Origin of the sequence: Sphingomonas sp. ABOLE, from assembly GCF_003950455.1 — a bacterium.
GTDB classification, from domain to species: Bacteria; Pseudomonadota; Alphaproteobacteria; order Sphingomonadales; family Sphingomonadaceae; genus Sphingomonas; species Sphingomonas trueperi.
The window spans coordinates 37362-61195 of record NZ_QQWY01000019.1 but is presented as its reverse complement, the minus strand read 5'-3'; the positions used below and the strand labels follow the sequence as shown (position 1 = coordinate 61195).

28 protein-coding genes and 1 pseudogene are annotated in these 23834 nt (G+C 63.6%); 18 read left to right on the top strand and 11 right to left on the bottom strand.

All coding sequences use genetic code 11. The features are described 5' to 3' along the window. Positions 1 to 15 precede the first annotated feature (15 nt). Entirely contained in the window at positions 16 to 381 is a 366-nt protein-coding gene (locus CA234_RS13325) for a hypothetical protein (protein WP_125964309.1), read from the bottom strand. Positions 382 to 710: 329 nt separating this feature from the next. Between CA234_RS13325 and atpD the strand changes: the two genes are divergently transcribed. The 10 genes from atpD (at position 711) to CA234_RS13275 (ending at position 8948) form a co-directional block, all read left to right on the top strand. After that, positions 711 to 2123 (top strand): F0F1 ATP synthase subunit beta, encoded by a 1413-nt coding sequence (atpD, locus tag CA234_RS13320; protein WP_037448022.1) that lies wholly within the window; start codon positions 711 to 713, stop codon positions 2121 to 2123. Then, on the top strand, positions 2120 to 2530 hold the full coding sequence (locus CA234_RS13315) for a F0F1 ATP synthase subunit epsilon (protein ID WP_037448025.1): 411 nt from the start codon (positions 2120 to 2122) through the stop codon (positions 2528 to 2530). The genes atpD and CA234_RS13315 overlap by 4 nt, the downstream gene beginning before the upstream one ends. After that, the gene (locus CA234_RS13310) at positions 2527 to 2802 is read left to right on the top strand and encodes an AtpZ/AtpI family protein (RefSeq protein ID WP_021245229.1); all 276 of its coding nucleotides are present in this window, start codon (positions 2527 to 2529) and stop codon (positions 2800 to 2802) included. The genes CA234_RS13315 and CA234_RS13310 overlap by 4 nt, the downstream gene beginning before the upstream one ends. After that, the gene (locus tag CA234_RS13305; RefSeq protein WP_017501319.1) at positions 2799 to 3065 is read left to right on the top strand and encodes an ATP synthase subunit I; all 267 of its coding nucleotides are present in this window, start codon (positions 2799 to 2801) and stop codon (positions 3063 to 3065) included. Before CA234_RS13310 ends, CA234_RS13305 begins: the two co-directional genes overlap by 4 nt. After that, positions 3062 to 3763, top strand: coding sequence for a F0F1 ATP synthase subunit A (locus CA234_RS13300; protein ID WP_021245230.1), 702 nt, complete (start codon positions 3062 to 3064; stop codon positions 3761 to 3763). Before CA234_RS13305 ends, CA234_RS13300 begins: the two co-directional genes overlap by 4 nt. Further along, complete coding sequence (locus CA234_RS13295) at positions 3760 to 4002, top strand: F0F1 ATP synthase subunit C (RefSeq protein ID WP_017501321.1); 243 nt, start codon at positions 3760 to 3762, stop codon at positions 4000 to 4002. Before CA234_RS13300 ends, CA234_RS13295 begins: the two co-directional genes overlap by 4 nt. 1 nt (position 4003) lies before the next feature. Then, entirely contained in the window at positions 4004 to 4753 is a 750-nt protein-coding gene (locus CA234_RS13290) for a F0F1 ATP synthase subunit delta (RefSeq protein ID WP_037448029.1), read from the top strand. Beyond that, positions 4737 to 6257, top strand: a complete 1521-nt coding sequence (locus tag CA234_RS13285; protein WP_037448242.1) for a F0F1 ATP synthase subunit alpha — start codon at positions 4737 to 4739, stop codon at positions 6255 to 6257. The genes CA234_RS13290 and CA234_RS13285 overlap by 17 nt, the downstream gene beginning before the upstream one ends. After that, positions 6254 to 7102, top strand: coding sequence for a F0F1 ATP synthase subunit gamma (locus CA234_RS13280; RefSeq protein WP_021245233.1), 849 nt, complete (start codon positions 6254 to 6256; stop codon positions 7100 to 7102). Before CA234_RS13285 ends, CA234_RS13280 begins: the two co-directional genes overlap by 4 nt. Positions 7103 to 7181: 79 nt before the next feature. After that, the gene (locus CA234_RS13275; protein WP_037448033.1) at positions 7182 to 8948 is read left to right on the top strand and encodes an oleate hydratase; all 1767 of its coding nucleotides are present in this window, start codon (positions 7182 to 7184) and stop codon (positions 8946 to 8948) included. 143 nt (positions 8949 to 9091) lie between these two features. Here CA234_RS13275 and CA234_RS13270 read toward each other — a convergent pair whose 3' ends face one another. The 6 genes and pseudogenes from CA234_RS13270 to CA234_RS13250 all read right to left on the bottom strand — a co-directional run bounded on the left by CA234_RS13270 (position 9092) and on the right by CA234_RS13250 (position 14548). Continuing rightward, positions 9092 to 9712: a response regulator gene (locus CA234_RS13270; RefSeq protein ID WP_030541612.1), complete on the bottom strand. Its 621-nt coding sequence runs from the start codon at positions 9710 to 9712 to the stop codon at positions 9092 to 9094. A 344-nt stretch (positions 9713 to 10056) separates the two neighbouring features. After that, positions 10057 to 10332, bottom strand: a complete 276-nt coding sequence (locus CA234_RS24605; protein ID WP_206431196.1) for a hypothetical protein — start codon at positions 10330 to 10332, stop codon at positions 10057 to 10059. Next, a pseudogene (locus tag CA234_RS13265) lies at positions 10306 to 10502 on the bottom strand (hypothetical protein); the annotation flags it as partial. The gene CA234_RS24605 and the pseudogene CA234_RS13265, both read right to left, overlap by 27 nt. Positions 10503 to 10671: 169 nt before the next feature. Further along, positions 10672 to 11556 carry a ribose-phosphate pyrophosphokinase gene (locus tag CA234_RS13260; RefSeq protein ID WP_062787958.1) on the bottom strand — a complete coding sequence of 295 codons (885 nt, stop codon included), beginning with the start codon at positions 11554 to 11556 and terminating at the stop codon, positions 10672 to 10674. Beyond that, positions 11553 to 13091: a thymidine phosphorylase family protein gene (locus CA234_RS13255; RefSeq protein WP_126001928.1), complete on the bottom strand. Its 1539-nt coding sequence runs from the start codon at positions 13089 to 13091 to the stop codon at positions 11553 to 11555. Before CA234_RS13255 ends, CA234_RS13260 begins: the two co-directional genes overlap by 4 nt. Then, a complete protein-coding gene (locus CA234_RS13250; protein ID WP_206431194.1) occupies positions 13088 to 14548 on the bottom strand; it encodes an MBL fold metallo-hydrolase in 1461 nt (486 codons plus the stop codon). Before CA234_RS13250 ends, CA234_RS13255 begins: the two co-directional genes overlap by 4 nt. Positions 14549 to 14821: 273 nt before the next feature. Here CA234_RS13250 and CA234_RS13245 point away from each other — a divergent pair, with 273 nt between their 5' ends. Further along, positions 14822 to 15064 (top strand): DUF2933 domain-containing protein, encoded by a 243-nt coding sequence (locus CA234_RS13245; RefSeq protein ID WP_241213494.1) that lies wholly within the window; start codon positions 14822 to 14824, stop codon positions 15062 to 15064. After that, positions 15061 to 15804 carry an isoprenylcysteine carboxylmethyltransferase family protein gene (locus CA234_RS13240; RefSeq protein WP_126001926.1) on the top strand — a complete coding sequence of 248 codons (744 nt, stop codon included), beginning with the start codon at positions 15061 to 15063 and terminating at the stop codon, positions 15802 to 15804. The genes CA234_RS13245 and CA234_RS13240 overlap by 4 nt, the downstream gene beginning before the upstream one ends. A gap of 816 nt (positions 15805 to 16620) precedes the next feature. On the opposite strand, the gene CA234_RS13230 is transcribed toward CA234_RS13240, so the two are convergent. Beyond that, positions 16621 to 17031 (bottom strand): hypothetical protein, encoded by a 411-nt coding sequence (locus CA234_RS13230; protein WP_126001924.1) that lies wholly within the window; start codon positions 17029 to 17031, stop codon positions 16621 to 16623. Positions 17032 to 17533: 502 nt separating this feature from the next. Between CA234_RS13230 and CA234_RS13225 the strand changes: the two genes are divergently transcribed. Then, positions 17534 to 17872 (top strand): hypothetical protein, encoded by a 339-nt coding sequence (locus CA234_RS13225; protein ID WP_341786490.1) that lies wholly within the window; start codon positions 17534 to 17536, stop codon positions 17870 to 17872. A 12-nt stretch (positions 17873 to 17884) separates the two neighbouring features. On the opposite strand, the gene CA234_RS13220 is transcribed toward CA234_RS13225, so the two are convergent. Continuing rightward, a complete protein-coding gene (locus CA234_RS13220) occupies positions 17885 to 19180 on the bottom strand; it encodes a hypothetical protein (RefSeq protein WP_126001923.1) in 1296 nt (431 codons plus the stop codon). 108 nt (positions 19181 to 19288) lie between these two features. Between CA234_RS13220 and CA234_RS25205 the strand changes: the two genes are divergently transcribed. Further along, positions 19289 to 20269 (top strand): lytic transglycosylase domain-containing protein, encoded by a 981-nt coding sequence (locus CA234_RS25205; RefSeq protein ID WP_277600216.1) that lies wholly within the window; start codon positions 19289 to 19291, stop codon positions 20267 to 20269. On the opposite strand, the gene CA234_RS13210 is transcribed toward CA234_RS25205, so the two are convergent. Together CA234_RS13210 and CA234_RS13205 are read right to left on the bottom strand one after the other, a co-directional pair. Continuing rightward, positions 20256 to 20843, bottom strand: coding sequence for an XRE family transcriptional regulator (locus CA234_RS13210; RefSeq protein WP_206431193.1), 588 nt, complete (start codon positions 20841 to 20843; stop codon positions 20256 to 20258). The genes CA234_RS25205 and CA234_RS13210 overlap by 14 nt on opposite strands. 102 nt (positions 20844 to 20945) lie before the next feature. After that, on the bottom strand, positions 20946 to 21410 hold the full coding sequence (locus CA234_RS13205) for a hypothetical protein (protein ID WP_206431192.1): 465 nt from the start codon (positions 21408 to 21410) through the stop codon (positions 20946 to 20948). Between the two features lie 381 nt (positions 21411 to 21791). On the opposite strand from CA234_RS13205, the gene CA234_RS13200 reads away from it, so the two are divergent. The 4 genes from CA234_RS13200 (at position 21792) to CA234_RS13185 (ending at position 23832) form a co-directional block, all read left to right on the top strand. Then, the gene (locus tag CA234_RS13200) at positions 21792 to 22112 is read left to right on the top strand and encodes a TrbC/VirB2 family protein (RefSeq protein ID WP_126001922.1); all 321 of its coding nucleotides are present in this window, start codon (positions 21792 to 21794) and stop codon (positions 22110 to 22112) included. Positions 22113 to 22173: 61 nt separating this feature from the next. Continuing rightward, the gene (traL, locus tag CA234_RS13195; protein WP_010339788.1) at positions 22174 to 22464 is read left to right on the top strand and encodes a type IV conjugative transfer system protein TraL; all 291 of its coding nucleotides are present in this window, start codon (positions 22174 to 22176) and stop codon (positions 22462 to 22464) included. A 1-nt stretch (position 22465) separates the two neighbouring features. Beyond that, the gene (locus CA234_RS13190; RefSeq protein WP_126001921.1) at positions 22466 to 23032 is read left to right on the top strand and encodes a type IV conjugative transfer system protein TraE; all 567 of its coding nucleotides are present in this window, start codon (positions 22466 to 22468) and stop codon (positions 23030 to 23032) included. Continuing rightward, positions 23029 to 23832 carry a type-F conjugative transfer system secretin TraK gene (locus tag CA234_RS13185; RefSeq protein WP_126001920.1) on the top strand — a complete coding sequence of 268 codons (804 nt, stop codon included), beginning with the start codon at positions 23029 to 23031 and terminating at the stop codon, positions 23830 to 23832. The genes CA234_RS13190 and CA234_RS13185 overlap by 4 nt, the downstream gene beginning before the upstream one ends. The last annotated feature ends 2 nt before the right edge of the window (positions 23833 to 23834 follow it).

Sequence of the window (23834 nt, the reverse complement as noted above, 5' to 3'; positions counted from 1 at the left end):
CGATCGGGGGCTATCCTATTTGTCGCTGGTGGCCTGCTTCTCGCCGTCGCCCGGGCTTTTCTGCCCGAACCATGGTCCGACAATGGCAGCAAAGGCATCCAGCGCCCCGGGAGCCGTCGGAGCGCTCGCGACGGCCTGCCAGGCCTGCTGCCATTCCTCGAACGCCGATCTTGTGCCGGCAATCATATGCTCGCGGACCGTGGCCATGTCCTCGAACAGTGCCCGCGGTCCGGCCGGGCTGACCGCGCCGGCGTCCGACGTCTTGTCCGTCGCGCCCGCAATCGAGGCACGCGCCTCTTCGGCGAAGCGGCCGGCGGCGCGGTTGCCGACCTCGAGCGACTCTTCGCCACCTTTCCGGGCGACTTCGGCGAGCTTCAGCATCAGGCCGACATTCGCTTTGGCGAGCGCGGCGAGTTGATCAACGGGATAGGGCATGAAACGGTGAACCTTTCTCTTCGCGTTTGAGCTCTGGCATATCGGGCATAGCGCCCTGGCCTGAGGCCCATCGCGTCGCGCCGCCGTTATTCGGCGAGGCTGAATCAGAGAGAATCGGTAACTCTACGTATGCCGAATCTGCGGCTTGCCTGCGACGCTCAGCCAATGCACTTTTGGCTTGTCGTCCATGTCGTGCCCGCGGGCAGCGACTTCTACCCGTCCCGTCATGATCGCGGCACGGTCGGGCATGATTATGGTCTGACCCGGCAACCGGCATGGGCGTGATACCGTCCATAGCCAGGCTCGGCCGGATTGCGGCGCTGCGCGGTCCCGTCCTCGACGTCGAGTTCGACGAAGGGCCGCTGCCCGCGGTCAATGAAGCGCTGCGCGTCGATGCATCGTCAGGCCCGCTGGTCGCGGAAGTGCAGAGCCATATCGATGACCGCACCGTCCGCGCCGTCGCGCTTCAGCCGACCTCCGGTCTCGCTCGTAATGTCGGCGTGACGGCCTTGGGCGCCCCCATCGCGGTCCCGGTCGGAGACAAGGTTCTGGGGCGGCTCCTTACGCCGACCGGGCAGGTGGGTGACGGCGGCGCGCCGCTTGGGCCGGATGTTCCATTGAGGCCCATTCACCGCGCACCCCCGCCGCTCGAAGACCAGAACGCGGCGACGGCGATGTTCGAGACTGGCATCAAGGTCATCGATCTGCTCGCGCCGCTCGCCCAGGGTGGCAAGGCGGCGATGTTCGGGGGCGCGGGGGTGGGGAAGACCGTGCTGGTGATGGAACTCATCAACGCGATGGTCGCGCGCTATGAAGGTGTTTCCGTCTTTGCCGGCATCGGAGAGCGATCGCGCGAGGGCCATGAGCTGCTCACGGACATGCGCGGCTCGGGCGTGATCGACAAGACCGTGCTCGTTTTCGGGCAGATGAACGAGCCGCCGGGCGCGCGCTGGCGGGTAGGGCTGACCGCGCTCACCATCGCCGAATATTTCCGCGACGAGCAGAAGCGCAATGTCCTGCTGCTCATGGATAATGTGTTCCGCTTCGTCCAGGCCGGCAGCGAAGTCTCCGGCCTGCTCGGACGCATGCCTTCACGCGTCGGCTACCAGCCGACGCTGGCCAGCGAAGTGGCCGCGCTGCAGGAGCGCATCGCCTCGGTGCATGGAGCGGCGGTGACCGCGATCGAGGCGGTCTATGTGCCCGCCGACGATTTCACCGACCCTGCGGTCACCGCCATCTCCGCCCATCTCGACAGTTCCATTCTGCTCTCGCGCGCCATGGCGGCCGAAGGCATCTATCCCGCGGTCGATCCCCTGGGATCCTCGTCGATCCTGCTCGATCCGCAGGTCGTGGGCGATCATCATTACGCGCTCGCCCAGCAGGTCCGGGAGACGATCGCGCATTATCGCGAGCTCCAGGACATCATCTCGCTGCTCGGTATCGAGGAGCTGGGCCGCGAGGATCGGCTGATCGTCGGCAGGGCGCGGCGGCTGCAGCGCTTCCTGACCCAGCCCTTCATGGTGACCCAGGCCTTCACCGGGCAAGCCGGCCGTTCTGTGGGGCTGGCCGATACGCTGAAGGGCGTCGCGGCCATCCTGGCCGGCGCGACCGACGACTGGCCCGAGAGCGCCTTCTACATGGTAGGCGATATTGAAGAGGCACGCTCTCGCGTGGGGCAGGGCGCATGAAGCTGCGGATCACCGATCCGACCGCGATCCTCGTCGACACGGACGTCAGGTCGGTTCGCGCCGAGGATGCCAGCGGCAGTTTCGGCATCCTGTCGGGCCACGCCGATTTCCTGACCGCGCTTGGCGTCTCGATCGTCTCCTGGCGGGGCGCCGATGGCGCTCCAGGCTATTGCGCGGTGCGCAACGGCATTCTGACCGTAAGCCACGGCACGGGGGTCGCGGTCGCGACGCGCGAAGGCCATGTCGGCGATGACCTCGGAACGCTCGAGCATGACGTGCTCGCGCGCTACCGCGAGCGCGACGAGGGCGAACGATCCGAACGGACCGCGTCGGCGAAGCTCAGGATGCAGGCGATCCGCCATATGGTCGAGGCCCTGCAGGGTGGTGGCCGGGAGCTTGGTCTGTGACCGCGGACAAGCCCGAGCAGCCGATCGTCGAAGCCATCCGGACCCGCGCGGAACGGCGGCGGCTTGCGCAGCGGCTTCCTTCCGTCGCCCGCAATCTCGGCCAGATCGGCGTGCTCGGCTGGCAGATCGTCCTGCCCGCGCTGGTCGGTCTCGCGATCGGCCGCTGGCTCGACCACCGGCTGGATAGCGGCATCTTCTGGACCGCGCCGCTCCTGCTCGTCGGGCTCGCCCTCGGCTGCTGGTCGGGCTGGCGCTGGATGCACCGGCAATGAGCCAGCTCTCCCCCATCCTGTTCCTGGCCCTCGGATTTGCGGTCGGCCTCGCCCATTTCGCGGCCATCGCCAGAGAAGCCGACCTCGTCACCCATGGCGGCCCGGCATCGCGCGCGATCCTGCTCAGGCTCGGGCGTCTCGCCGTCACTATTCTGGTTCTCGTCATCGCCAGCCGGCAAGGGTGGCCGGCGCTTCTTGCCGCAACAACCGGCTTCATGGGCGGGCGCCAGATCATGCTCCACCGGCTCGGAGGCGCCCGATGAAATTCGCGTCACCACTTGAAAGCCATGTGCTGTTCGCGATCGGTCCGGTGCCGATCAGCCAGCCGGTCGCCACGACCTGGGGCATCATGGCCTTCCTTACAATCGGAAGCTGGCTGCTGACCCGCCGCCTTGCGTTACGCCCAACCCGAGCCCAAGCGGCGCTCGAGCTGGTCGTCGAGACCGTCGCCGGCCAGATCCGCGAGACGATGGAGGCGGAACCGCAGCGTTATCTGCCGCTGATCGGCACGCTGTTCCTGTTCCTGCTGGTCGCCAACTGGTCGTCGCTGATCCCCGGCGTCGAGCCGCCGACCGCGACCCTCGAAACCGACGCGGCGCTGGCGCTGATCGTCTTCGGCGCGACGCTCTGGTTCGGCGTCCGCGCGCTCGGGCCCAGGGCCTATCTCGCGACCTTCGCGCGCCCCTCGATCCTGCTCGCCCCGCTCAATATCGTCGAGCTCTTCACCCGCAGCTTCTCGCTGATGGTGCGCCTGTTCGGCAACGTCATGAGCGGCGTCTTCATGATCGGCGTCGTGCTGAGCCTCGCCGGGCTGCTCGTCCCGATCCCGCTCATGGCGCTCGAAATGCTGACCGGCGCGGTCCAGGCCTACATTTTCGGCGCGCTCGCCATGGTCTTTATCGGGAGCGCTATCAGCGAGAACGGCGCCCGCCCGCCATCCAAACAGGAGTCCCCCGCATGAACTGGATCCATCTCGCCAGCATCCTCGGCGCCGCTTTCGCGATCTCGATCGGCGCAATCGCCCCGGCGCTCGGGCAGGGCAGGGCCGTCGCCGCCGCGATGGACGCGATCGCGCGCCAGCCCGAAGCCGCCAACACCGTCTCGCGCACGCTGTTCGTGGGCCTCGCGATGATCGAGACGATGGCGATCTACTGCCTCGTGATCGCGCTGCTGCTGCTCTTCGCCAACCCGTTCGCCTGACATGCGGATCGACTGGTGGACGCTCGCGCTGCAGGCGGTCAATGTCCTCATCCTCGTGTGGCTGCTCGGACGCTTCCTGTTCCGTCCGGTGATGGATGCCATCGCTGCCCGCCAGGCATCGGCCCAGGCGCTGCTCGACGAAGCGCGGGAGGCAAAGGACCGGGCACAGGCCGAAGCGCAGGCGCTCAAAACGCAGAATGACGGCTTCGTCGCGGATGCGGCGGCTCGCCGCGCCGAGATCCGGACCGAGGCCGAAGCGGAGCGCCAGCGCCTCCTCGCGCAGGCCAGGCTCGAGGCGGACGCCGTCGTCGAGCAAGGCCATGCGGCGATCGATGCCGAACGCGGGCGGGTGGCGGCGCAGTGGCGGGAAAAGGCAGCGAACCTCGCCGCCTCGATGGCAGGCACGTTGCTCGCTCGTCTCCCGCCCGAGCAGACGGTGCAGGCCATGGTCGACGCGCTCAAGGCGCGGCTCGGAGACCTTTCCGAGGCGGATCGCCGCAGCCTGGCGGCCGCCGGGCCCGTCACCGTCGCGACGCCCGCGCCGCTGACGGCCGATCTGCAGACGCAGGTAGCGCGCGCGCTTGCCGAAATCCTGCCGGATACCGCGACCCCGATCTTCGCAGTCGATCCAGATCTCATCGCCGGCGCGGAGCTTCGCACGCCCCACGCCGTCGTGCGCAACAGCTGGCGCGCCGATCTCGACGCCATGGTTGAGAGCCTCAATGAAGACGATCATGCCCGGATCGCCTGAAGACTGGCTGACGCAGGCCCAGAGCTGCATCACGCGCGCCAATCTCGGGCCGCGTGTCGATGCAATTGGCCGGGTGGAATCGATCGGCGACGGCGTTGCCATGGTCTCGGGCCTTCCGGACGCGCGCCTCGACGAATTGCTCTATTTCGCCCGGGGCCAGACCGGATTCGTCCACACGCTCGACCGGGACCGGATCGGCTGCGTGCTGCTCGACGATGCCGCCCAGGTGGAGGCAGGAGACACCGTAACCGGCTCGGGCGAGGTGGTGCGCGTGCCGGTTGGCGAGGCATTGCTTGGCCGAGTCGTCGATCCGCTCGGCCGTCCGCTCGATGGGGGCGCGCCGATCCGGGCCAGGCGCTTCGATCCTGTCGAACGGCCGGCGCCGGCGATCATCGAACGCGACCTCGTCGTCCAGCCGGTGCAGACCGGCACGCTCGCAATCGATGCGATGTTCGCCATCGGCCGGGGGCAGCGCGAACTCATTCTCGGCGACCGCGCCACAGGCAAGACGGCGCTCGCGGTCGACACGATCATCAACCAGCGCACCAGCGACATGATCTGCGTCTATGTCGCGATCGGCCAGAAAAGCTCGGCGGTCGCGCGCGTGGTCGACCAGGTGCGGCGGCATGGCGCGCCGGACCGCACCATCTTCGTCGTGGCGAGCCCCGCCGCGGCGCCGGGGCTGCAATGGATCGCGCCGTTCGCGGGCTTCACGATGGCCGAGTATTTTCGGGATGGTGGCGGCCATGCGGTGGTGGTGCTCGACGATCTCACCAAGCATGCCGCGACCCATCGCGAGATCGCCCTGCTGACCGGACAGCCGCCCGGGCGCGAGGCCTATCCCGGCGACGTCTTTTTCCTCCATTCCCGCCTGCTCGAACGTGCGGCGCGTCTCTCGACGGAGAAGGGGGGCGGTTCGCTCACGGCTCTGCCGATCGCGGAGACCGATGCCGGCAACGTCAGCGCCTATATCCCGACCAATCTGATCTCGATCACCGACGGTCAGATTATTCTCGACGCGAAGCTGTTCGCGCAGGGGCACAAGCCCGCCATCGATGTGGGCACGAGCGTGAGCCGGGTCGGCGGCAAGACGCAGCTTCGCGTCCTGCGCGACGCGAGCGGGACCATGCGCCTCGACTATGCGCAGTTCCTCGAGCTCGAGATGTTCACCCGCTTCGGCGAGCAGCCCGAGCCGCGTGTCCGCGCCCAGATCGAACGCGGCAAGCGCTTGCGCGCCTTGCTCGTGCAACCGCTGTCGAGTCCACTACGGGTCGTCGACCAGGTGGCGCTGGTCGTGGCGCTCGGCGAAGGGTTGCTCGATGGCATGACGGTCTCGGAGATATCGTCGCTCCGCACGCGGCTGCCCGCCTGGATCGACGATCACGTCCCCGATCTATGCGCGCAGATCGAGCGGACTGGACAGATCGACACCGCGCAGCGGTCCGCTCTGATGACGACGGTGAAAGCGCTGATCGAAAGCCAGCCGGCCGGTTCTGCATCATGAGCGATCGCCTCGCCGAGATCGGCCAGCGGATCGAGACCGTCCGCCAGCTCGGTGCGGTGGTCAACGCCATGCAGGGCATCGCCGCGCAGCGGGCGCATCAGGCGCGCGCGCTGCTGCCTGCGGTGCGACGCTATGCGGAGACCGCCCGCACCGCCATTGGCCAGGCGCGCCGCCTTGACGAGCCACTGGCGCGTTTTCCGGCGCGGGCGGTCGGTGGTGCGAGAGGCGGCCTTATCCTGTTCGGTGCGGAGCAAGGCTTTGCCGGGGCCTTTCCGGAGCAGCTGCTCGACGGCGCCGCGGCCGACATGCAGGACAGGCATATTCTTCTGATTGGCGCGCGCACGGCCACGCTTGCGGCCGAGCGCGGTCTGCGCATCGCATGGAGCGCGAGCATGCCGAGCAAGGCCGATGCGCTGCCCGCACTCGCGACAAGCATCATCGACGCGCTGTACGACTATCTGGACGAGGTCGGCGCGGTGCCCATCACCATGGCTTATCCGGTCTGGAGCAGCGGCAAGGGCGTCTCGATCGTGCGCGCGAGCCTCCTGCCGCTCGACCTCGACACTTTCCCCGCGTCCACGGCGGATTTGCCGCCGCTCGTCAATATCAACGCGGCGGACCTTATCGGCGACCTGACCGCGGAATATGTCTTCGCCCACATCTGCGCGGCTGCGGTCGAGACGTTCGTCGCCGAGAATGAGGCACGGCTGCGCACCATGGCGACCGCCCGCAGCCACATCGATCGCAAGGGCGAGGCCCTGCGCCTCGAGGAGCGCCTCACGCGTCAGGATCAGATCACCAGTGAAGTCGTCGAACTGAGCGGCGGGCGACATCGGCGAGAATGAATGCAGGGCAGGCATTTCTGCTGTTCAGCAAGAAACCGCAGAACCGCCATTGTCGTCGGGATCAAGGATGGAGTTGAGCATGCACTATAGTAGCGGGAACTACGAAGCTTTCGTGCGGCCCCGCAAACCTGAGGGCGCTGACAGGAAGACGGCCTGGTTCGTCGGCTCGGGTCTTGCGGGACTGGCAGGCGCGGCGTTCCTGATCCGCGACGGCGGCGTCGCCGGCGAGCATATTACCATCCTTGAGGAGCTGCATGTTCCCGGCGGCGCGCTCGACGGCCTCGACGTCCCCGAAAAGGGGTTCGTCATCCGCGGAGGGCGCGAGATGGAGGAGCATTTCGAATGCCTCTGGGATCTCTATCGCTCGATCCCTTCGCTGGAGATCGAGGATGCGAGTGTGCTCGACGAATTCTACCGGCTCAACAAGGACGATCCCAATTTTTCGCTTCAACGCGTGACGCAGAACCAGGGCCAGGATGTGCCCGACAAGGCTTTGCTGACACTCGGCGGTCGCGCGCAAAAAGATCTGATCTCCGTCTTCCTCGCGACGCGGGAGGAGATGGAGAACAAGCGGATCAACGAAGTCTTCGGCGATGATTTCCTCAGGAGCAATTTCTGGCTCTACTGGCGCACCATGTTCGCCTTCGAGGAATGGCATTCCGCGCTCGAGATGAAGCTCTATCTGCATCGCTTCATCCACCATATCGGCAGTCTGGCGGATTTTTCCTCGCTCAAGTTCAACCGCTACAACCAATATGAATCGATGGTCCTGCCGTTGGTCAAATGGTTGCAGGATCGCGGTGTCAGATTTCGCTACGGCGTCGAGGTCACCGACGTCGATTTCGACATCCAGCCCGGCCGCAAGCAGGCGACCCGGATTGCCTGGATCGAAAACGGCGTCGAAGGCGGCGTCGATCTCGGCGCCGATGATCTCGTCTTCATCACCATCGGATCGCTGACCGAAAATTCCGACAATGGCGATCATCATACACCGGCCAGGCTGAATGAGGGGCCGGCGCCGGCCTGGGACCTGTGGCGCCGGATCGCGGCCAAGGACCCGGCCTTTGGTCGTCCCGACGTGTTCGGATCGCACATCCCGGAAACCAAATGGGCGTCGGCGACCATCACCACGCTCGACGCGCGCATTCCGGCGTACATTCGCAAGATCGCCAGGCGCGATCCGTTCAGCGGCACGGTGGTGACTGGCGGCATCGTCACGGTCAAGGACTCGAGCTGGCTGCTGAGCTGGACGGTCAGCCGGCAACCCCACTTCAGGAAACAGCCGAAGGACCAGATCGTCGCCTGGTTCTATGCCTTGTTCGTCGACCGGCCGGGCGACTATGTGAAGAAGCCGATGCAGGACTGCACGGGCGAGGAGATCACGCAGGAATGGCTTTATCATCTCGGCGTGCCGGTCGAGGACATCCCCGGCCTCGCCGCGACGGGGGCGAAGACCGTGCCGGTGATGATGCCCTACATCACCGCCTTCTTCATGCCGCGCCAGGCCGGCGACCGGCCGGACGTGGTGCCCGAGGGCGCGGTCAACTTCGCCTTTGTCGGCCAGTTTGCCGAGTCGAAGCAGCGTGATTGTATCTTCACGACGGAATATTCGGTGCGCACGCCGATGGAGGCCGTCTACACCCTGATGAAGGTCGAACGCGGCGTGCCGGAAGTGTTCAACTCAACCTATGATATCCGCACGCTTCTGGCCGCAATCGGGCCGCTTAGGGATAGCAAAGGGATCGACATTCCCGGCCCGTCCTTCCTGCGCAAGCTGTTGATGAAGAAGCTTGAAGGCACAGAGATCGCCCAGCTGTTGGAAGAGTTTCATCTCCTTTCGCGATAGCAATCAAGCGCGACCCTTCGCCTGGGCTCACGAAAATTCCGCCAAAAGCTGATGAACAACGTCGATGCATCCCGGCAGGCACTATGTCCGCGCCATCAGGTGACACGCAGAGATTCAACCGCAGCAGCCCTGGCCGCCTTTACCTACAGCGGCCTTCCCATTCCAGCCGCAAAGGCGATCCGCAAGGTTTCGGCAAGGGTACGGACTCCAAGCTTGGACATGATGCTCGCGCGATGGACTTCGACCGTCCGTGAAGAAATGCCCAGATCATAGGCGATGGTCTTGTTCGGAAGGCCTTGCGCAAGGCCTTCGAGAACATCCCGTTCGCGCGGTGTCAGTAGATCGACCTGTCGGCATGCCTCGGCTTCTTCGAGAGCGCGCCCCTCGGCCGTGTCGATGCGCGCGAACGCTCGGTCTATCGCATCGAGCAGCAGCGCCCGTTCGATAGGTTTGGCCAGGAAATCGACAGCACCCGCCTTCATCGCTTGGACAGCAAGCGCAATGTCTCCGTTGCCGGTCAGCATCACGACTGGCATGCTTATATCCATCTGCGTCAGCGCTGCCTGAACCTGTAGACCGTTCATGTCCGGCATGTGCATGTCGAGAACGATGCTACCTCTTTCAGCTTCATCTGCAATTTTCAGAAAGTCGACTCCCGAGCCATAGGTCTCGACGGCAAATCCCGCTGTCCTTAATGTGAATCCTACAGCTTTCCTGATTGTTTCTTCGTCATCAATGACATGAACGACGCGCTTGCTCTCCATGGCCCCCCGGACGTGTTGGCATTGCTGCGCACCCCAGCGGGCACAGCTTCAAAGGGGAGACCTTCTACGGGTAGGACCATGGTCCAAGGTCAAGGCCGAAATACCGCCGCATCACAACAGGCAAGGCAGGTGCTCGGCGAGAGGGGGGTAAGCGACCCGGCATCATGTGCCGAACTTTGCGAGATGACCGCTCTTGCGAACGGGGCGGCGCTCCCTCTGGTCTCCCGGCGGCAAGGCGCCGCAAGACGCTGCCGCCGGGAGTGGGCACGCCTCTTGGGGGATGAGCGCGCTGGTTGCTCCTAAGCTCGACGCGTCATGTTGTCATGGCAAGAAGCTGATAATCGCTATTCTGTGTCAGCAGCGCGCCGTAACGCCGATGTCCGGGGCGGATCGCAGCTCCGCTCGCGCGCCGCTACGGCACGGCGAATCCGATTCAGCACGAACCGGTGATCATAGGGTTGTGAGATCGAAGGCTGATCATCGCAGAGATCGCCCGCCTTCCGTGTCGCAGTTTCGATATTCCCGGCGAGGATGGCACCGATACCGGGTTGTTCCTGACGAACCAAGGATGCCAGGCCCGCGCCGCGCTCAGCGCGATCGAGCCAGCGCAGCGCTGCCATCACATCGTCGACCGGCACCGGGATGCTGGCGGGCGACGGAGGGCCGGTTGGCCCTCGACGGCGGAGCGATCGGACGCCCAGGATGCAAGGATGGCGGGCTTCACTTCGGGCTCAAGCTGCGGGTGCCGAGCAACGATGAAGGGATAAAGGAACGAGCGTGTGTGCGACATGACATATCCTCCTTTCCTGCCGCGACTTTCTCCGAAAGCGGAGTTCCCGGAAGATTGGTTCGGACTCGCTTAGGTTCAATGAATGGGAATGCGCCCGGCGTTTGCCGGGCGTTCGTTTTCATCGTGCATTGAGCATTGAGTACTGAAGAACTGACGCGCAGCGCACCGTTCAGATCCCGCGGCGAACGGACTCCGCAATCGCCGGCATCACGTCGATATCATTCGAAGTATGTGCAACAGCGTTCGTGCTGACGATCCTCTCGACGAGCCCACCCAGGACTTGCGCTGCATCGCCGGCGAAAAGCGGATGCACGACCACGCAATCCGGTCGCGTGAACCCCATGTCGACCAGCTGGCGCGCCGCCTCGGCGAGGGTTCGGCCGGATGAGGCGATATCGTCGACCAGCACCGGCTGGCGATCGAGAAACGCTGGGGCATTCGGAATCGAGATGGTGACGTCACGGTCGCCGGACCGGATTTTCTCGCACACGAGAAACGGAGCATCGGCATCGGCCGCCACCTGCGAGACCCACTGTTCGCTTTCCAGGTCCGGACCGATGATCAGCGGACGAGCGACATTGCGCTTGATCCACGAGGCCAGAAGCGGCGCGGCATGAACGACCTGGGTCGGGATGCGGTAGATTTCCGACAACGCATGATAGCGATGGAGATGCGGATCAACCGTCACCAGCCAGTCGAGATGGCGAGACAGGATCGCGGCAAAGGTTCGCGACGTCACCGCCTCGCCGGGATGGAAGCGAATGTCCTGGCGCATGTAAGCGAGGTAGGGGGCGACGAGCCCGATCCTGCGAGCGCCCAGATCGCGCGCGGTGTCGGCTGCGAACAGCAGCGGCAACAGCTTGGCGTCCGGATGATCGAGACTGCACAGCAGGATGACCTCGCGGTCGCTGATGTCGCTTACGACCCTGAGATAGGTTTCCCCGTCAGGAAACTGACGATGCTCGATCGTGCCGACCTCTGCATCGAGCGCGGCGGATAGCGGCTGTGCCAGGGCCTCGCTGCCAGACAGCGCGAACAGCACGGGACGGTTCATAGCGCTTCAATCCCGAAGATCGGCCCGTCGCTCACCGCATAGGCCGCCGCATAGTCGAGCTCGCCCGGGCTCTCGGCATGAATGGTGCACAAGGGAGCCCCGGCATCCACCATCTGGTTCAGCCGACACTGCAGCGCGACGCCGGCGGCCTTGGCCATCGGCGCGCCGGCAAGCTTCGCGACCGTCGCGAGCTTGCGATTGTCGATACTCACCAGGCGGCCGCTATAGGGAGCGATCATATCCTGTTGGAACCGGGCGACCGGTGGAGCCCGCATGCCGCCCTGCGCTTCGCAGATACGTTGGAACTTGGCCCAGGCCCGGCCGCTTTCGAGGCACGCCCGCGCACGCGCATAACCTTCGCGGGCCGGGGCTGCGTCCGCGAGCTCAAGCAGTCCTCCCGCCAGCTCGCAGGCCCGGTGGGCGAGATCCTCGGCGCCCGGCTGCCCCTGGAGCACGGCAAGGATATCCTGCGCCTCGAGCGCCGGACCGATGCCCCGTCCGATCGGCTCGGCGCCGGGGCCGCGCATCACGCGCGTGCGAAGCCCGAAGGCTTGGGCGACAGAGCTCAGCGCCCGCTCGAGCGTGTCGGCGGCATCGGCGCCGCGTACCTTGGCGGTCGGCCCGACCGGGATGTCGATGACCAGATGGGTCGCACCGGCCGCGATTTTCTTGGACAGCACCGAGGCGACCATCTGCCCGACGGCATCGATATCGAGCACCCGTTCCACGCCGATGATCACATCGTCGGCAGGGCTGAGGTTGACGGCGCCGCCCCAGGCGATGCAGCCGCCTTCGCGCTCGACCACCTTGCGGATTGCGGAAACGTCGAGGTCGACAGGTGCCAGCACCTCCATCGTGTCCGCCGTGCCGGCCGGTGAGGTGATCGCCCGCGACGATGTCTTGGGCATGATCAGGCCCTCCGCGGCCATGATCGAGACGATGATCGGCGTGGTGCGATTGCCCGGCAAGCCACCGACGCTATGCTTGTCGACGATGACCGTTCCGGGCCACTGCAATCGCTCGCCGACATCGACCATCGCCCTGGTCAGGCTGATCGTTTCGTCCGTATCGAGCGGGACCGCTGAGCAGGCCGTGACGAACGCCGAGAGATGGACATCGCTATAGCGTCGCTCGGCGATGTCGGTGATGATCGCTGAAAAAGCCCCGTCACTGAGACGATTGCCATAGGTGCGCCGACGCACTTCGGCGAGCGAGGCGAGAGGCTGGGCGTGCGCGATCTCGACCGGATCGCCATCGCTGACGCCGAGCCGCTGCCATGCGGATTCGGAGAGGCCGATCTCGCCGGGCGCTGGAGTCTCCGCGGAGCTGTGCAGCAGCGAGACGACGATTTCCCGCCCGCCGGCGCGCAGCGCGACCTGCGCGCGGGACGCAAGACCTTCCGAGCGGCAGACGGGACAGTCGTGGCGCATGACCGCGATCAGATCGCTTCCGGCAGCCGACAGGCCGATGCGGCGTGCCCGCAGCGTCGTCGCGACAGGCTCTGCTTCGGCGTCCTCGATGATCCCGGGCTTCACGCGAGCATGCCCCAGCTACCCAGCGCCGGTACGCTGCATGCCCAACCCAGTTCCTCCGAGACACGCTTCGCCAGGACCTGGGCGCCGGTCGGCTCGCCATGGGTGACATAGACGTGGCGCGGGGCCTCGTGCAGCGACCCGAGCCAGCGCATGAGTTCGTCGCTGTCGGCATGCGCCGAGAGCATCGTCAGGTTGGCGACCTCGGCTTCGACCGGGATATACTCGCCGTGGATCTTGATCGTCCGGGCGCCGCCGATCATGGCGGCGCCGCGGGTGCCCGCCGCCTGGAAGCCCGAGAAGAGGATGAGGTTCTTCCCATCCGGCGCGAAGCGCTTGAGATGGTGGAGCACGCGGCCGCCCGTTGCCATTCCACTGGCCGAGATGATGACCTTGGGGGCGGGGTTGGCGGTGAGTTCCTTGGATTCCTCCACTTCGCGCACATAGTGCGCGACGCTGCACGCCGCTTCGCACTCGGCGCGAGCCAGGCGATGCTCGTCCATGAAATCGCACATCAGCCCGCTCGCGTTGATCGCCATCGGGCTGTCGAGGAAGATCGGGATGTCGCGGAGGCGTCCCTGCGCGCGCAGACGCGAGAAATGATAGAGAAGCGACTGAACCCGTCCCACGGCGAAGGCCGGGATCACCACCGTCCCGCCTCTCTCGACGCATCGCTCGACATGATCTCCAAGCGTCTTTGTCGGATCGACCTGCTCGTGGCGCCGATCGCCATAGGTCGATTCCACCAGGACATAGTCGGCGCGCGCGGGCGGCTCGGGATCCTTCATCACCGCATCGCCGTAACGGCCGATATCGCCTGAGAAGAGGATTGTCCGCCCCTTCCAGTCGATCTCGATCGACGCCGCGCCGAGGATGTGGCCGGCGCGATGATAGCGCACCCTGATGCCGTCCGTGACTGCATGCCACGCTCCGAACTCGATCGGGCGGAAGAGCTGCAATGCCAGACGCGCGTCGGCCTGGGTGTAGAGCGGCAGCGCCGGCTGGTGCCTTGAGAAGCCGTGCCGGTTGGCGAACTCCGCATCCTTTTCCTGCAGATGGCCGCTGTCGGGAAGAAGGAGCTCGCACAGGGCCGCGGTCGCCCGCGTTGCAAGGACGGTACCGTCCCAGCCCAGGCGCGCCATGCGCGGCAGCGCCCCCGAGTGATCGAGATGAGCGTGGGTCAGCAGGACCTGGCCGACATCCGCGACTTCGGGTGGAATTGGCGCCCAATTAAGGCGGCGCAGATCCCTGGGTCCCTGAAACAGGCCGGAATCGACAACGATCTGAGTTTCACCATCGTCCACCAGATAACGCGACCCTGTGACCGTTCCCGATCCGCCGAGAAAGGCGACGCCGAGACCATCGGCCGGGCGCTTGGCCAGATCGATCCTTGCTTCGCGCTCAAGGACGGTCACGCCGGACTGGTTGCGGGAATAGTGCCGTTTCTTTCTCTTGTGCATGGACGCGGGCCTGCCTCTCACGATTATGTTCGTGAGCGCAGCATTGGTTCGCGGACGCCGCACGCCTATACGCAAAAGCCGCAGCACGACTGCTGCTCCCCGACAGCTGCGTCGCGCGAACGCCGGTGGCCGATCCGATCGATCACCTTACCCATGCTTGCGCGATGCCCGGCGGACTTCGGTCTCTACTTATACCTTGCTCCTTGGACTCGAGCCTATGCTGGCTGGACGTTGACCAGAAGAGGACGGCATATGGGCGAACATGACCATCGCATGCGCAAGCGCGGCAAGATCGTTCTGATCGGCTTCCTGCTCGTCGCCAGCTTCTTTCTCCTCACCGAGCACACCGCGCACTTCCTGGGTGTGCTGCCCTATCTCATCCTGCTCGCCTGCCCGCTCATGCACCTGTTCATGCACCACGGCCATGGTGGGCATCAGCATGGCCATGAGGCCGGTCAGGCACCCGCCGGCTTGCCGGCCAATCCCAACGGCCGCATCGAAGGAGAGCCGCGATGACGCACGCCGACTATGGCTATGGTCTGTGGGGGCTCGCGCTGGTCAATGCCGCCGTTTTCATCCTCTTTGCGTTCAGCTTCTTCAAGCCGGCAACGCGGCGCGACTGGCGCAGCTTCGGCGCGTTCAGTGCGTTCATCGTCGCGCTCTTCGCAGAAATGTATGGCTTCCCGCTCACCATCTTCCTGCTGTCGGGGTGGCTCCAGTCGCGTTTCCCCGGCGTCGACTGGTGGAGCCACGATGCCGGCCACCTCCTGGAGATGATGTTCGGCTGGAGGGTCAACCCGCATTTTGGCCCGTTCCATCTTGCCAGCTTCGTGCTGATCGGCACGGGCTTCTGGCTGATCTCGGCCGGATGGGCGCCGCTTCACGCAGCCCAGCGCGCTCACAAGCTCGCGACGACGGGAATCTATGCCAGGGTCCGCCATCCGCAATATATCGGGTTCATCCTCGTGATGCTCGGTTTCCTGCTGCAATGGCCGACGTTACTGACGCTCGCCATGTTCCCCGTGCTGGTCGTGATGTACATCCGGCTAGCCCGGCATGAAGAGAAGGCGGCGCTCGCAGAATTCGGGAGTGAGTATCGCGACTATATGGCACGAGTGCCAGCCTTCGTTCCCCGGCTAATGTCTCGGACAGCGCGTCCTTCCCGTTCATGCACGCCCATGGAGAGGCAAGGCGCGGCTCGATCGGGGGCGGAACAGGCTTTAGCCAAAAAGCACGATTGGCCGCGCCGAGGCTGAGGGGTTGGGCGTCGGGGTGCGTATTACATTCGAGCGATGGAGCTTACGCCGATGGCCACCGCATCTCGGCACGTTGATTTGAGATGCGGCTCACGCTCGTTTCGGCGGATCGCACGGAGGGAAATCTGTTATGCCTTTCGATGCGACGTTGTTCATCAAAACTCGGGTTGCGCCGGCCGTCGAGAGGTGCGCCCGCGCCCCGAAACAGTCCGCCGTCAGCCGGATGAACACATGCCGAGGCGCCCTTAACCTCCGGTTGGAACTAACGCTCTCGCGGCTCGCACTCTCGTCTCAGCACTTTTTCCGTAGCGGATAACCAGCCCCTCTGCCGCACCAGGATCGGGTGCCGCGGAAGATCTGGCGCAGTCCCGCCGCCTCCTTGATGTTAAGAGAGTAATTGGATGGGTATCGAGTCACAGAGCCAAGTTCATCGATCAATAGACCCCGCTGCAGCCGACGCGATATTTCAAACCCTGAGTGCACGTTGGGTGTTGCACATCCTGGTAGCGCTGAGCAAAGACGATCTCCGCTTCACGTGCCTTCGCCGAGAGATACCGAGGATCAGCGCCAATGTGCTTACGGTCCGCCTGAGGGAACTGGAAGCGGCATGTCTGGTCTCGAGGACGACTTCGCCGCCACCGGATTCCTATCAACTTTACGGACTGGGGCCGTTGGCACATGGGTTGCGACCGGCGCTGCAACATCTGGAGCAATGGAGAATACAGCTCGCTGTATTCGGCAAGACCTAGAGCTCCGATGATTCCATCGTGGATCGGAGTCGATTGCCGCGCCTGCGGAATGCTCGCCGCCTGTCACTCAACGCTCGGGGAGAAGGACCGCCGCAACCTCGCGATAATCGACAGGGTGGATGCGGTCTTTTGATTGAAAGCGCGCAAGATCCAGGGTTTCATCGCCAAACGTCACCGCGATCGAGTTTATGAGATAGGCGCGCGTCCGTGAATATGGCAGGATCCAGATCGCTCGCTGGGTGGGAATATTTTGGCGAAGTCTGGTAAGTTTGAGTGCCAGCAGCCGGCTCGGCTCATCATTCGACCCGACAGCGAGCAGCGTGGTCCCGTAGAACTTGTTCGGGGTTCGCCAGGACAATATCTGGCTGGCCGTCGCCCGCTCCTCGACCAGCTTATCACATTGCCCGGCATATCGGTCACCGATCGCCCGTGACATTCCGACACCGATGCTGTCGCCAATGATAAGGCACGCGAACATCGAACATCCTAATAAAGACAGGTTTCAGGGCCACCGCCACGCCCGTCATCGACCGTGCAGGTCAGCCAGCACCTCTTAGTCTTTCATGGGCAGAACGCGCGCTGCAAGCGCTGAAATATCGGCTTCCCCAAGAATGTAGGAGGCGCCCGTTTCGGAAAAGAATAGTTGTACGCGCTCTTCCTCTGCGGTGGGCGGGCAGATTGGCGCCGTAGAATGACTGTCACTCCAGGAAGCGTCGACAAACTGAACAAGCTCAGACCAGGCCTTGATACCGTCGTCGTGAATCGTGATGCGTTCCCGTCCACGAAATAGGATAACAAGCACTGATACCTGCATGATACCTTAACGGTTGATGTGTATGGTCGATGGCTTGGCACGGTCCTCAGGCTCCTGACCGTGGTAGGCCGAGTACAGGCCGAGATCGCCGAAAATCGTCTCCGATTTGGAGCGATGCTGCATTATCGGTCGCTTCCCCTCGTGAAGGGAAGGGTGTTTGTGAGCCATGGAAGATGGCGGGAACGAGACCATTCCGTCGAATGTTACAAGCAAAGCGGATGGAGATTTGTGGATCGTGGCACATCTTTCGGCCGTGGAACTTCACAACTGGATCGCGCTCTATGCGGCGGCAGGGGTCTGCTGCGCGCTCGCGATGATCATGTCCCTGGGGCTCATTCTCGTCCAACTTTACCGCGAGCAGGCGTGGGCAACGCTCACTACAGGGCGCGGCCTTCTCCTTTTCATCCCTAGTACCTGGTGGCGATGGCAGAAGCTCTACCTGCTTTCGACCCCGGTAACGCTTGGAATTGTGGGCGCCTTCGCCACGACATTGTCGTGGACTTAGCGCCATGCAGTCTTAGTTAAGTCGGTGCAGCGCTTCGGCGATGAGCCGCGCGACCTGATCATCCTCAACATCCCTCGGGGTGATCGGAAGGGCGGGGGCGATCTGCTCGAGTGCCCGCTGCGTAGCCGGCGTCGATCCGATGCCAGCGTTACGAGGCATTGCCTGGATCACAAGCTGTCGGATTTCGCCCGTCGCCTGCGAGCGCGCTTCTACAAGAAAATCCGGCCGACAGGCCCCGAGCGGGGTCAGACGATCAAAGATCGGCTTCTCGAGAGCCAGATCGACGCCCCCGCGTGCGAGAACGCGCCTTGAGCGGAGAATCGCTTGCAGCACGGCCCGCTCGAAATTGCTCTCGACCGGTATGAACCGCACGCCCGAATAGATTGGTTGGGCATAGGCACGCAGGGGCGCATAGCCGTGAGCTTCTGGATACTGTCCTATTACAACAATGACGAGATACGGCCCGTGGATCGAATTGTCGCGCACCGAGGGCGACTGGACGCGATTCGCGACGTCGATCGGCTCCGAACCAGCCGGGAAGATTGTCGAGCCCTGAAATGCCTTGGCAAAGAGGGCCAGAAACCCTTGCGGAGCGTGTCCGCGTGGCCATCGACGGCCGAGTTCGCGAATGCCGGCAAGGGCCCTTCTGCTGTGCAGGGCGTCCCCATGTGTCCAGAGCACTCGTCCCAGCTCGATGCCTGGCGCCACCTCGATCTTTGCCGCCGCGCGCGTAAGCGCCCTGAATTCCTCGCCGATCGTCCGCTCGGCGGTATCCTCCGAATATGGCGCCACCAAGTGCAGGCTAGCATTGTTCATCAAGCGCCAGAGCAGTCTTGCCAGCCGCGGTATGGACGCGTTGCGCGTGCGATCGTCACTCGCGTCGTTATCGGGGCGCTGTGCCAGCTTCTCCGGCGCAGGGCGGAGCACCTCAAAATAGCCGACCGGGGGATCGGCCGGCGTCAGCGGGTTGCGGGTCTGGGTGATGCGGTTGGTGACTTGGTCGCGGAAGAAGGGGCAAGTGGCGACGTGCTCCGGTCGTTTGGCGCTGGTGAGGCGACGCAGATAATAGGTCTCAGCCTCCGATAGAAATGCCGGCGTAAGAACAGGCGGAGTGCAATCGACACCGAGACAGTCGCAGGCAAGCCATTTGCCGCCGATGCGCGCCTGCTGCACCAAGGTGATTCCAGCATCCTCATCTTGGCGTGAGCCTTCGCCGACATACCAGCGGATCAGCGCGGATTGAAGCGTTGGGGGCAAGGGAATACGGGCGCCACCGAGCCCGCTGCTGTGTCGGTCAATCAACCACATGAGGCTGCCAATCGAAGCATAGTCGATAAATGCTTTCCCAGCTCGGCTCGGTTGACAACAAGAAACGGTTCGATCTCCACTTCGGTGATTGGTCAATCGGAGGTCGTTATGAGAGCGATACTGCTAATAAGCGCTGCCCTGATCAGCGGATCGTGCGCGACGGAAGCGGGTGCGCGTCCAAGCGAAAAATCCTCGAGAACGGCTGAAGTCATCGTGATGTCGACGGCGGCGGCGCCTACCAAGCGCCAAGGCGGGATCCCGCTGACGACCGGGACAGATCCGGATGGCGGCGAGCTCGTCCAGACGCTGGCTTCGGCACCGCTTCCTCCCGCGTTTAAAACGCATGATCTGAGCCGGCGCTGGGTAGCCTTTGAAATGGCCAGCAGCTTTGCTGCATCCGCTTTGCCGGTCGCAACCGAGACAAGGGATTCAGACCCATTCGCGCATGTCGGCGTCGCCACGATCCCAACCGATTCCGGCTTGTCGGCTGCTCCGATTGCCATCCCACAATGGATGAACGGGGGGGCGGCATTTGCGACCGCCCCCCGACGCATTTCGGCTCGCTGTCCCGCGTACGGCTATCAACCTGCCGGGTTTCTCGATGCAGGCACCGAGCTGAGACGGTCCGGCTACTACGGGATGATGAGCAGCATCGCCTGTGAATATGGAATACCGGTCGGCCTGTTCGACGCGATGATCATCAGAGAAAGCCGGTACGACGCGGGCGTCTTTTCCCCAAAAAGGGCATTTGGGCTGACACAGCTCATGCCCGACACTGCGGCGGGGCTTGGCGTGAATCGCTATGATGTCGAGCAAAATCTCCGCGGTGGCGCTCTCTATCTGCGTCAGCAACTCGACAGGTTCGGACAGGTGCATCTGGCGCTGGCGGCCTATAACGCCGGTCCGGGGCGGATCAGGAACGGAGCCTTGCCCAGGATCGCCGAGACACAGGCCTACGTCGAAAACGTCCTGCTTAACTGGCGCCGCTTGCTGGGATTCACGCCACCGAATTTGTCCCAGGACGTGAGGGCTTTGTCGGGCATGCAAAGGCCGACGATAGCCCGAGCGGCGACGGTCACGTTATATTAGGGAGCAGCGGCTCGAACAAGTCCGTCGCCATTGCCGACATCCAGAGCAGAAGGCTCAGCGTTGATATGTGGGCAAGATGAGCGCGTCTCGCCATGACCGCACCCACCTCCTTGACCAGTTTCTCCACAACGGCCTGCCGCAGCGGGCCAGCCCATTCCTTGCGCACTTCGGTCCCGTCCATGCCCTCTATCTCGTCGAGCGCAGCCACCAGCATCGACGGCAGACCCTCGAAGAGTTCCGCGAGCATCGCGATTGATGTCTGGAAACGCTCGTCAAGGAAGAGCTTTGGATTGCGATAGGTCTCTACAGCGATGATGGCTTGGATGATATTGATGTCCAGCGCGTCGAGGATCTGCTGGAATTCAAATAGATACATGGCTGCCCGTTTGGCGGGATCATGATGAAGCAACAGTCCTAAGCGGGTCTTGCTGATACCTGTCTTGAGCGCCAGCTTACGCTGTCCGATGCCATGCTCCGACATCGCTTCAAGGATCAGCGGGATGAAGTCCCGCTGATCGGCGCCGGCTGAACAACAGCCTTCGTCCGAGGCCTCGATATGGGCAAAGGATGACAAATTACCGTCTCCTGTTGCACGTTCGGTATGAAACGAAACACAGGGGCAGCTACTAATCAACCCTCGGCATGGATGTGCGGTTACGATCAGCGTGGCCGTTAACTATCTGAACGGGACCACGTTATCTGGCGGATCGTCGTCGCCGGCGGGCTGTGAGGAGGAGACGCAAGCGGAACTATCCAGCCCAATTCTCTGAAGTATTTTCGCCGCCTTCTGATCGACAATGTAAAGAAACAGCATGATCGAGAGGGTGTCGCCCAAGCTGATCTCAGAGCCTAAGCCCTCAGAAATAAGACGTTTTGCTGCATCTAGGCTGTCTGCGCTCGACTTCGTGATTGTGAGATTGATACGGATATCACCGGTAGTGGGTATTGCCGACAGATGATCACGAATCGTCTTCGGATCGTGGGACTCCAGCGCACAAGGTAAGTGGACACGCTCCGCCAACAGGCTCTCAAGGGTCTGGTAGCATCGGGTCTCGTTCGAGCGGAGGCGCAGGCTCTCCGTCGTCAGATTGAACAGGTGCTCCGAAATGTTGAGCGCGAGCGTGCACTGATCTCCCGTCATCGAACCTGCACCAGGCTGTCCTTCATCAGCATGTCTTGAGTGCTCATATCGTCGACAAGAATTCTGCCCGGCCGACGGGAATTCACCGACTCCGGTTAGCGAATCTAACCTGAGCCATCGATGACGGCAATTATCAGCGCATATGCCGACTCGGGAAGTGGCCTGCCCCGGAAAAGGGGGCGGCTTGCCCCGACGTCTGGGGCATTGTGCCCCGCAGGCAGGGGCGTGCCGCCCCGCAAGGCGGGGCGCCTCCTTGAACCGTTCAAGATTCTTTCGCGAGTCGAACATGGCTGGGGGGAAGTGCGTTGCCGCCCGCCGTTTGACCTGACCACCTTTTGATTGGGCGCGGATCAGTCGCGTTCCGTTTGAAGGGAAACTCTGATGCAGACTGTCCTCAAGTACAGCGGTCGTGCGGAGCTGGCGGTTCTCGCCCTCATCGCATTGGTGATCGCGCTATTTCTCCTTGCCGGACCGGCCTTCGCCGGTGCTGACACCACGTTCGATACCGCCCTGACGAAGTTCACCGACTTCCTCGAAGGGTCGGGCGGCAAGATCATTACCGTCCTGTCGCTCGCCGGCGGCATCGTCGCGCTGGCATCGGGCCGCTTTTCGATGGGCCAGATCGCAATTCCGGTCGGCGTCGGCGTCGGCGCCGGGACCGGCATTCCGATCGTCACCTCCACGGTGACGGCGACGATCTGAAGCATCCGCACGGCTCGGTTGGGGTGGCAGCCCCGGTCGCGCTCGCGGGGAGGGTGGTGCAATGGCCGCAGACAAGTATGCGATCCCATCTCATCTGGACGATCCCGAGCTGATCGGGCTGTGGACCCTGGATGAGTTCCTGGCGATGGTAATTCCCTTCGTCTGGGGGATCATGACCCAGCACATCCTTATTGGCATGGCGGCAGCGTTCGCCGGCTGGTGGGGACTTAAGAAAGCGAAAGCGGGTCGTGCAGCATCTTGGCTGCTTCACTTGGCCTATTGGCATCTTCCGGCCGGCTTCACCGGCCTGAGAGCCACGCCACCCTCGTACCTCCGATTGATGGCGGGGTAAGATGGACCTTTCGTACAGCCATGCGCACAACCAGCGCGTTCTGAAGCAGCGCAACCTGTTGGTGATTGTCGCAGTGGGGCTCGCTGGGCTGACGGCGCTCCTCCTCCTGTTCGGCATCTCGCGCGACCGCGAGATCGTGCTGCAACCCGTTCTTCGCTCCTCCGTGACGGTCAGCAGCGCCGGCGTGTCCCGAGAATATCTCGAGATGATCACGCGTGACGTCGTCGTGCTCACGCTCGACCGGAGCCCGCAGAACCTCGAATATTGGATGAACTCGGTACTCGCGATCACCGCGCCGAGAGCCCAGGGCAAGATCAAGGGCGATCTTCTCAAGATCGTCAACGAGCAGCGTGGCTCTTCGATTTCACAGTTCTTCACGATCCAGTCGATGGAAATCGATCCGAAGAACCTTCGGTCCGAGGTGACCGGGGAGCTCCACACCATCGTCGGAAACAAGGTGATTTCGAATGAGCGCCGGACCTTCCGCTACGACTGGGAGTACCAGGGCCTGTCTCTGCGCCTGATCGGCTTCGGCATGGTCCGTATCGGCAAGGAGCAAGATCAATGACGGCTATCTATGCCTTAGGCAGCGCCGCAGCTGGCACGATCCTCATGTCTCGGATCAGTTGCATCCTGAGCCGGATGATCGGCGCTTGCCTGGTGACGCTTGCGGTCTTCCTGTTCGCGCCGCCGGCGTGGGCCGATCAGACGATCATGGCCGCTGACAGCGCGCAGGTGGACTGCCAGGCGTCCGCCAAGGATTTGACCCGCATCAGTCTCGTCGAGGACGAGTTCGCTAGCGTGTCGAAGATCTCGACGGGTAACCCGCAGGACGACTTCTCGGTCGTAAACGAGCCGGTGCGCGGTGACATCTACCTCAGCGTGCCGGAGGGCTATAATCGTCCGGCGCTGTCGTTCTTCGGCACCACCAAGCGTGGCTACGTCTACAAGTTTGTGTGCCGGATCGCCGGAGATCAGGCCGCCCAGGTGTTTGTGTCGAATCCCGCGATCGCCAAAGAGAAGGCGGCCGAGGCATCGCCACAGCAGGTCGCTGCCGGCCCGCAGGATGCGGCGGTCGAGCTTGTTCAGGCCATGTACTCGAATAGCGTCGCGGACGGCTACGAGATGCGCCAACGGGCCCTGAAGCCGGTCTACGTGGGCAAGCTGAAGGTCCAGATGATCGCGGAATATCGCGGCCAGGACCTCACCGGCAAGGTGCTGCGCATCGAGAACACCGGCGATGCACCGACCGAGTTGACGGAACGCACGGTCGCGCCGGCCAGCGCGCTCGCCGTTTCGATCGCCGAGCCCAGGCTCGCCCCGGGGAAGGTCACCACGGCCTACCTCGTCTCCCAGAACGTGAGGTAAAC

What these genes read in the sequence shown, in the direction of transcription:
- CA234_RS13325 (WP_125964309.1), bottom strand. Translation starts at nt 381, where the DNA reads ATGCTGAAGCTCGCCGAAGTCGCCCGGAAAGGTGGCGAAGAGTCGCTC.
- atpD (WP_037448022.1), top strand. Translation starts at nt 711, where the DNA reads ATGGGCGTGATACCGTCCATAGCCAGGCTCGGCCGGATTGCGGCGCTG.
- CA234_RS13315 (WP_037448025.1), top strand. Translation starts at nt 2,120, where the DNA reads ATGAAGCTGCGGATCACCGATCCGACCGCGATCCTCGTCGACACGGAC.
- CA234_RS13305 (WP_017501319.1), top strand. Translation starts at nt 2,799, where the DNA reads ATGAGCCAGCTCTCCCCCATCCTGTTCCTGGCCCTCGGATTTGCGGTC.
- CA234_RS13300 (WP_021245230.1), top strand. Translation starts at nt 3,062, where the DNA reads ATGAAATTCGCGTCACCACTTGAAAGCCATGTGCTGTTCGCGATCGGT.
- CA234_RS13295 (WP_017501321.1), top strand. Translation starts at nt 3,760, where the DNA reads ATGAACTGGATCCATCTCGCCAGCATCCTCGGCGCCGCTTTCGCGATC.
- CA234_RS13290 (WP_037448029.1), top strand. Translation starts at nt 4,004, where the DNA reads ATGCGGATCGACTGGTGGACGCTCGCGCTGCAGGCGGTCAATGTCCTC.
- CA234_RS13285 (WP_037448242.1), top strand. Translation starts at nt 4,737, where the DNA reads ATGCCCGGATCGCCTGAAGACTGGCTGACGCAGGCCCAGAGCTGCATC.
- CA234_RS13280 (WP_021245233.1), top strand. Translation starts at nt 6,254, where the DNA reads ATGAGCGATCGCCTCGCCGAGATCGGCCAGCGGATCGAGACCGTCCGC.
- CA234_RS13275 (WP_037448033.1), top strand. Translation starts at nt 7,182, where the DNA reads ATGCACTATAGTAGCGGGAACTACGAAGCTTTCGTGCGGCCCCGCAAA.
- CA234_RS13270 (WP_030541612.1), bottom strand. Translation starts at nt 9,712, where the DNA reads ATGGAGAGCAAGCGCGTCGTTCATGTCATTGATGACGAAGAAACAATC.
- CA234_RS24605 (WP_206431196.1), bottom strand. Translation starts at nt 10,332, where the DNA reads ATGGCAGCGCTGCGCTGGCTCGATCGCGCTGAGCGCGGCGCGGGCCTG.
- CA234_RS13260 (WP_062787958.1), bottom strand. Translation starts at nt 11,556, where the DNA reads ATGAACCGTCCCGTGCTGTTCGCGCTGTCTGGCAGCGAGGCCCTGGCA.
- CA234_RS13250 (WP_206431194.1), bottom strand. Translation starts at nt 14,548, where the DNA reads ATGCACAAGAGAAAGAAACGGCACTATTCCCGCAACCAGTCCGGCGTG.
- CA234_RS13245 (WP_241213494.1), top strand. Translation starts at nt 14,822, where the DNA reads ATGCGCAAGCGCGGCAAGATCGTTCTGATCGGCTTCCTGCTCGTCGCC.
- CA234_RS13240 (WP_126001926.1), top strand. Translation starts at nt 15,061, where the DNA reads ATGACGCACGCCGACTATGGCTATGGTCTGTGGGGGCTCGCGCTGGTC.
- CA234_RS13230 (WP_126001924.1), bottom strand. Translation starts at nt 17,031, where the DNA reads ATGTTCGCGTGCCTTATCATTGGCGACAGCATCGGTGTCGGAATGTCA.
- CA234_RS13225 (WP_341786490.1), top strand. Translation starts at nt 17,534, where the DNA reads ATGGAAGATGGCGGGAACGAGACCATTCCGTCGAATGTTACAAGCAAA.
- CA234_RS13220 (WP_126001923.1), bottom strand. Translation starts at nt 19,180, where the DNA reads ATGTGGTTGATTGACCGACACAGCAGCGGGCTCGGTGGCGCCCGTATT.
- CA234_RS25205 (WP_277600216.1), top strand. Translation starts at nt 19,289, where the DNA reads ATGAGAGCGATACTGCTAATAAGCGCTGCCCTGATCAGCGGATCGTGC.
- CA234_RS13205 (WP_206431192.1), bottom strand. Translation starts at nt 21,410, where the DNA reads ATGACGGGAGATCAGTGCACGCTCGCGCTCAACATTTCGGAGCACCTG.
- CA234_RS13200 (WP_126001922.1), top strand. Translation starts at nt 21,792, where the DNA reads ATGCAGACTGTCCTCAAGTACAGCGGTCGTGCGGAGCTGGCGGTTCTC.
- traL (WP_010339788.1), top strand. Translation starts at nt 22,174, where the DNA reads ATGGCCGCAGACAAGTATGCGATCCCATCTCATCTGGACGATCCCGAG.
- CA234_RS13190 (WP_126001921.1), top strand. Translation starts at nt 22,466, where the DNA reads ATGGACCTTTCGTACAGCCATGCGCACAACCAGCGCGTTCTGAAGCAG.
- CA234_RS13185 (WP_126001920.1), top strand. Translation starts at nt 23,029, where the DNA reads ATGACGGCTATCTATGCCTTAGGCAGCGCCGCAGCTGGCACGATCCTC.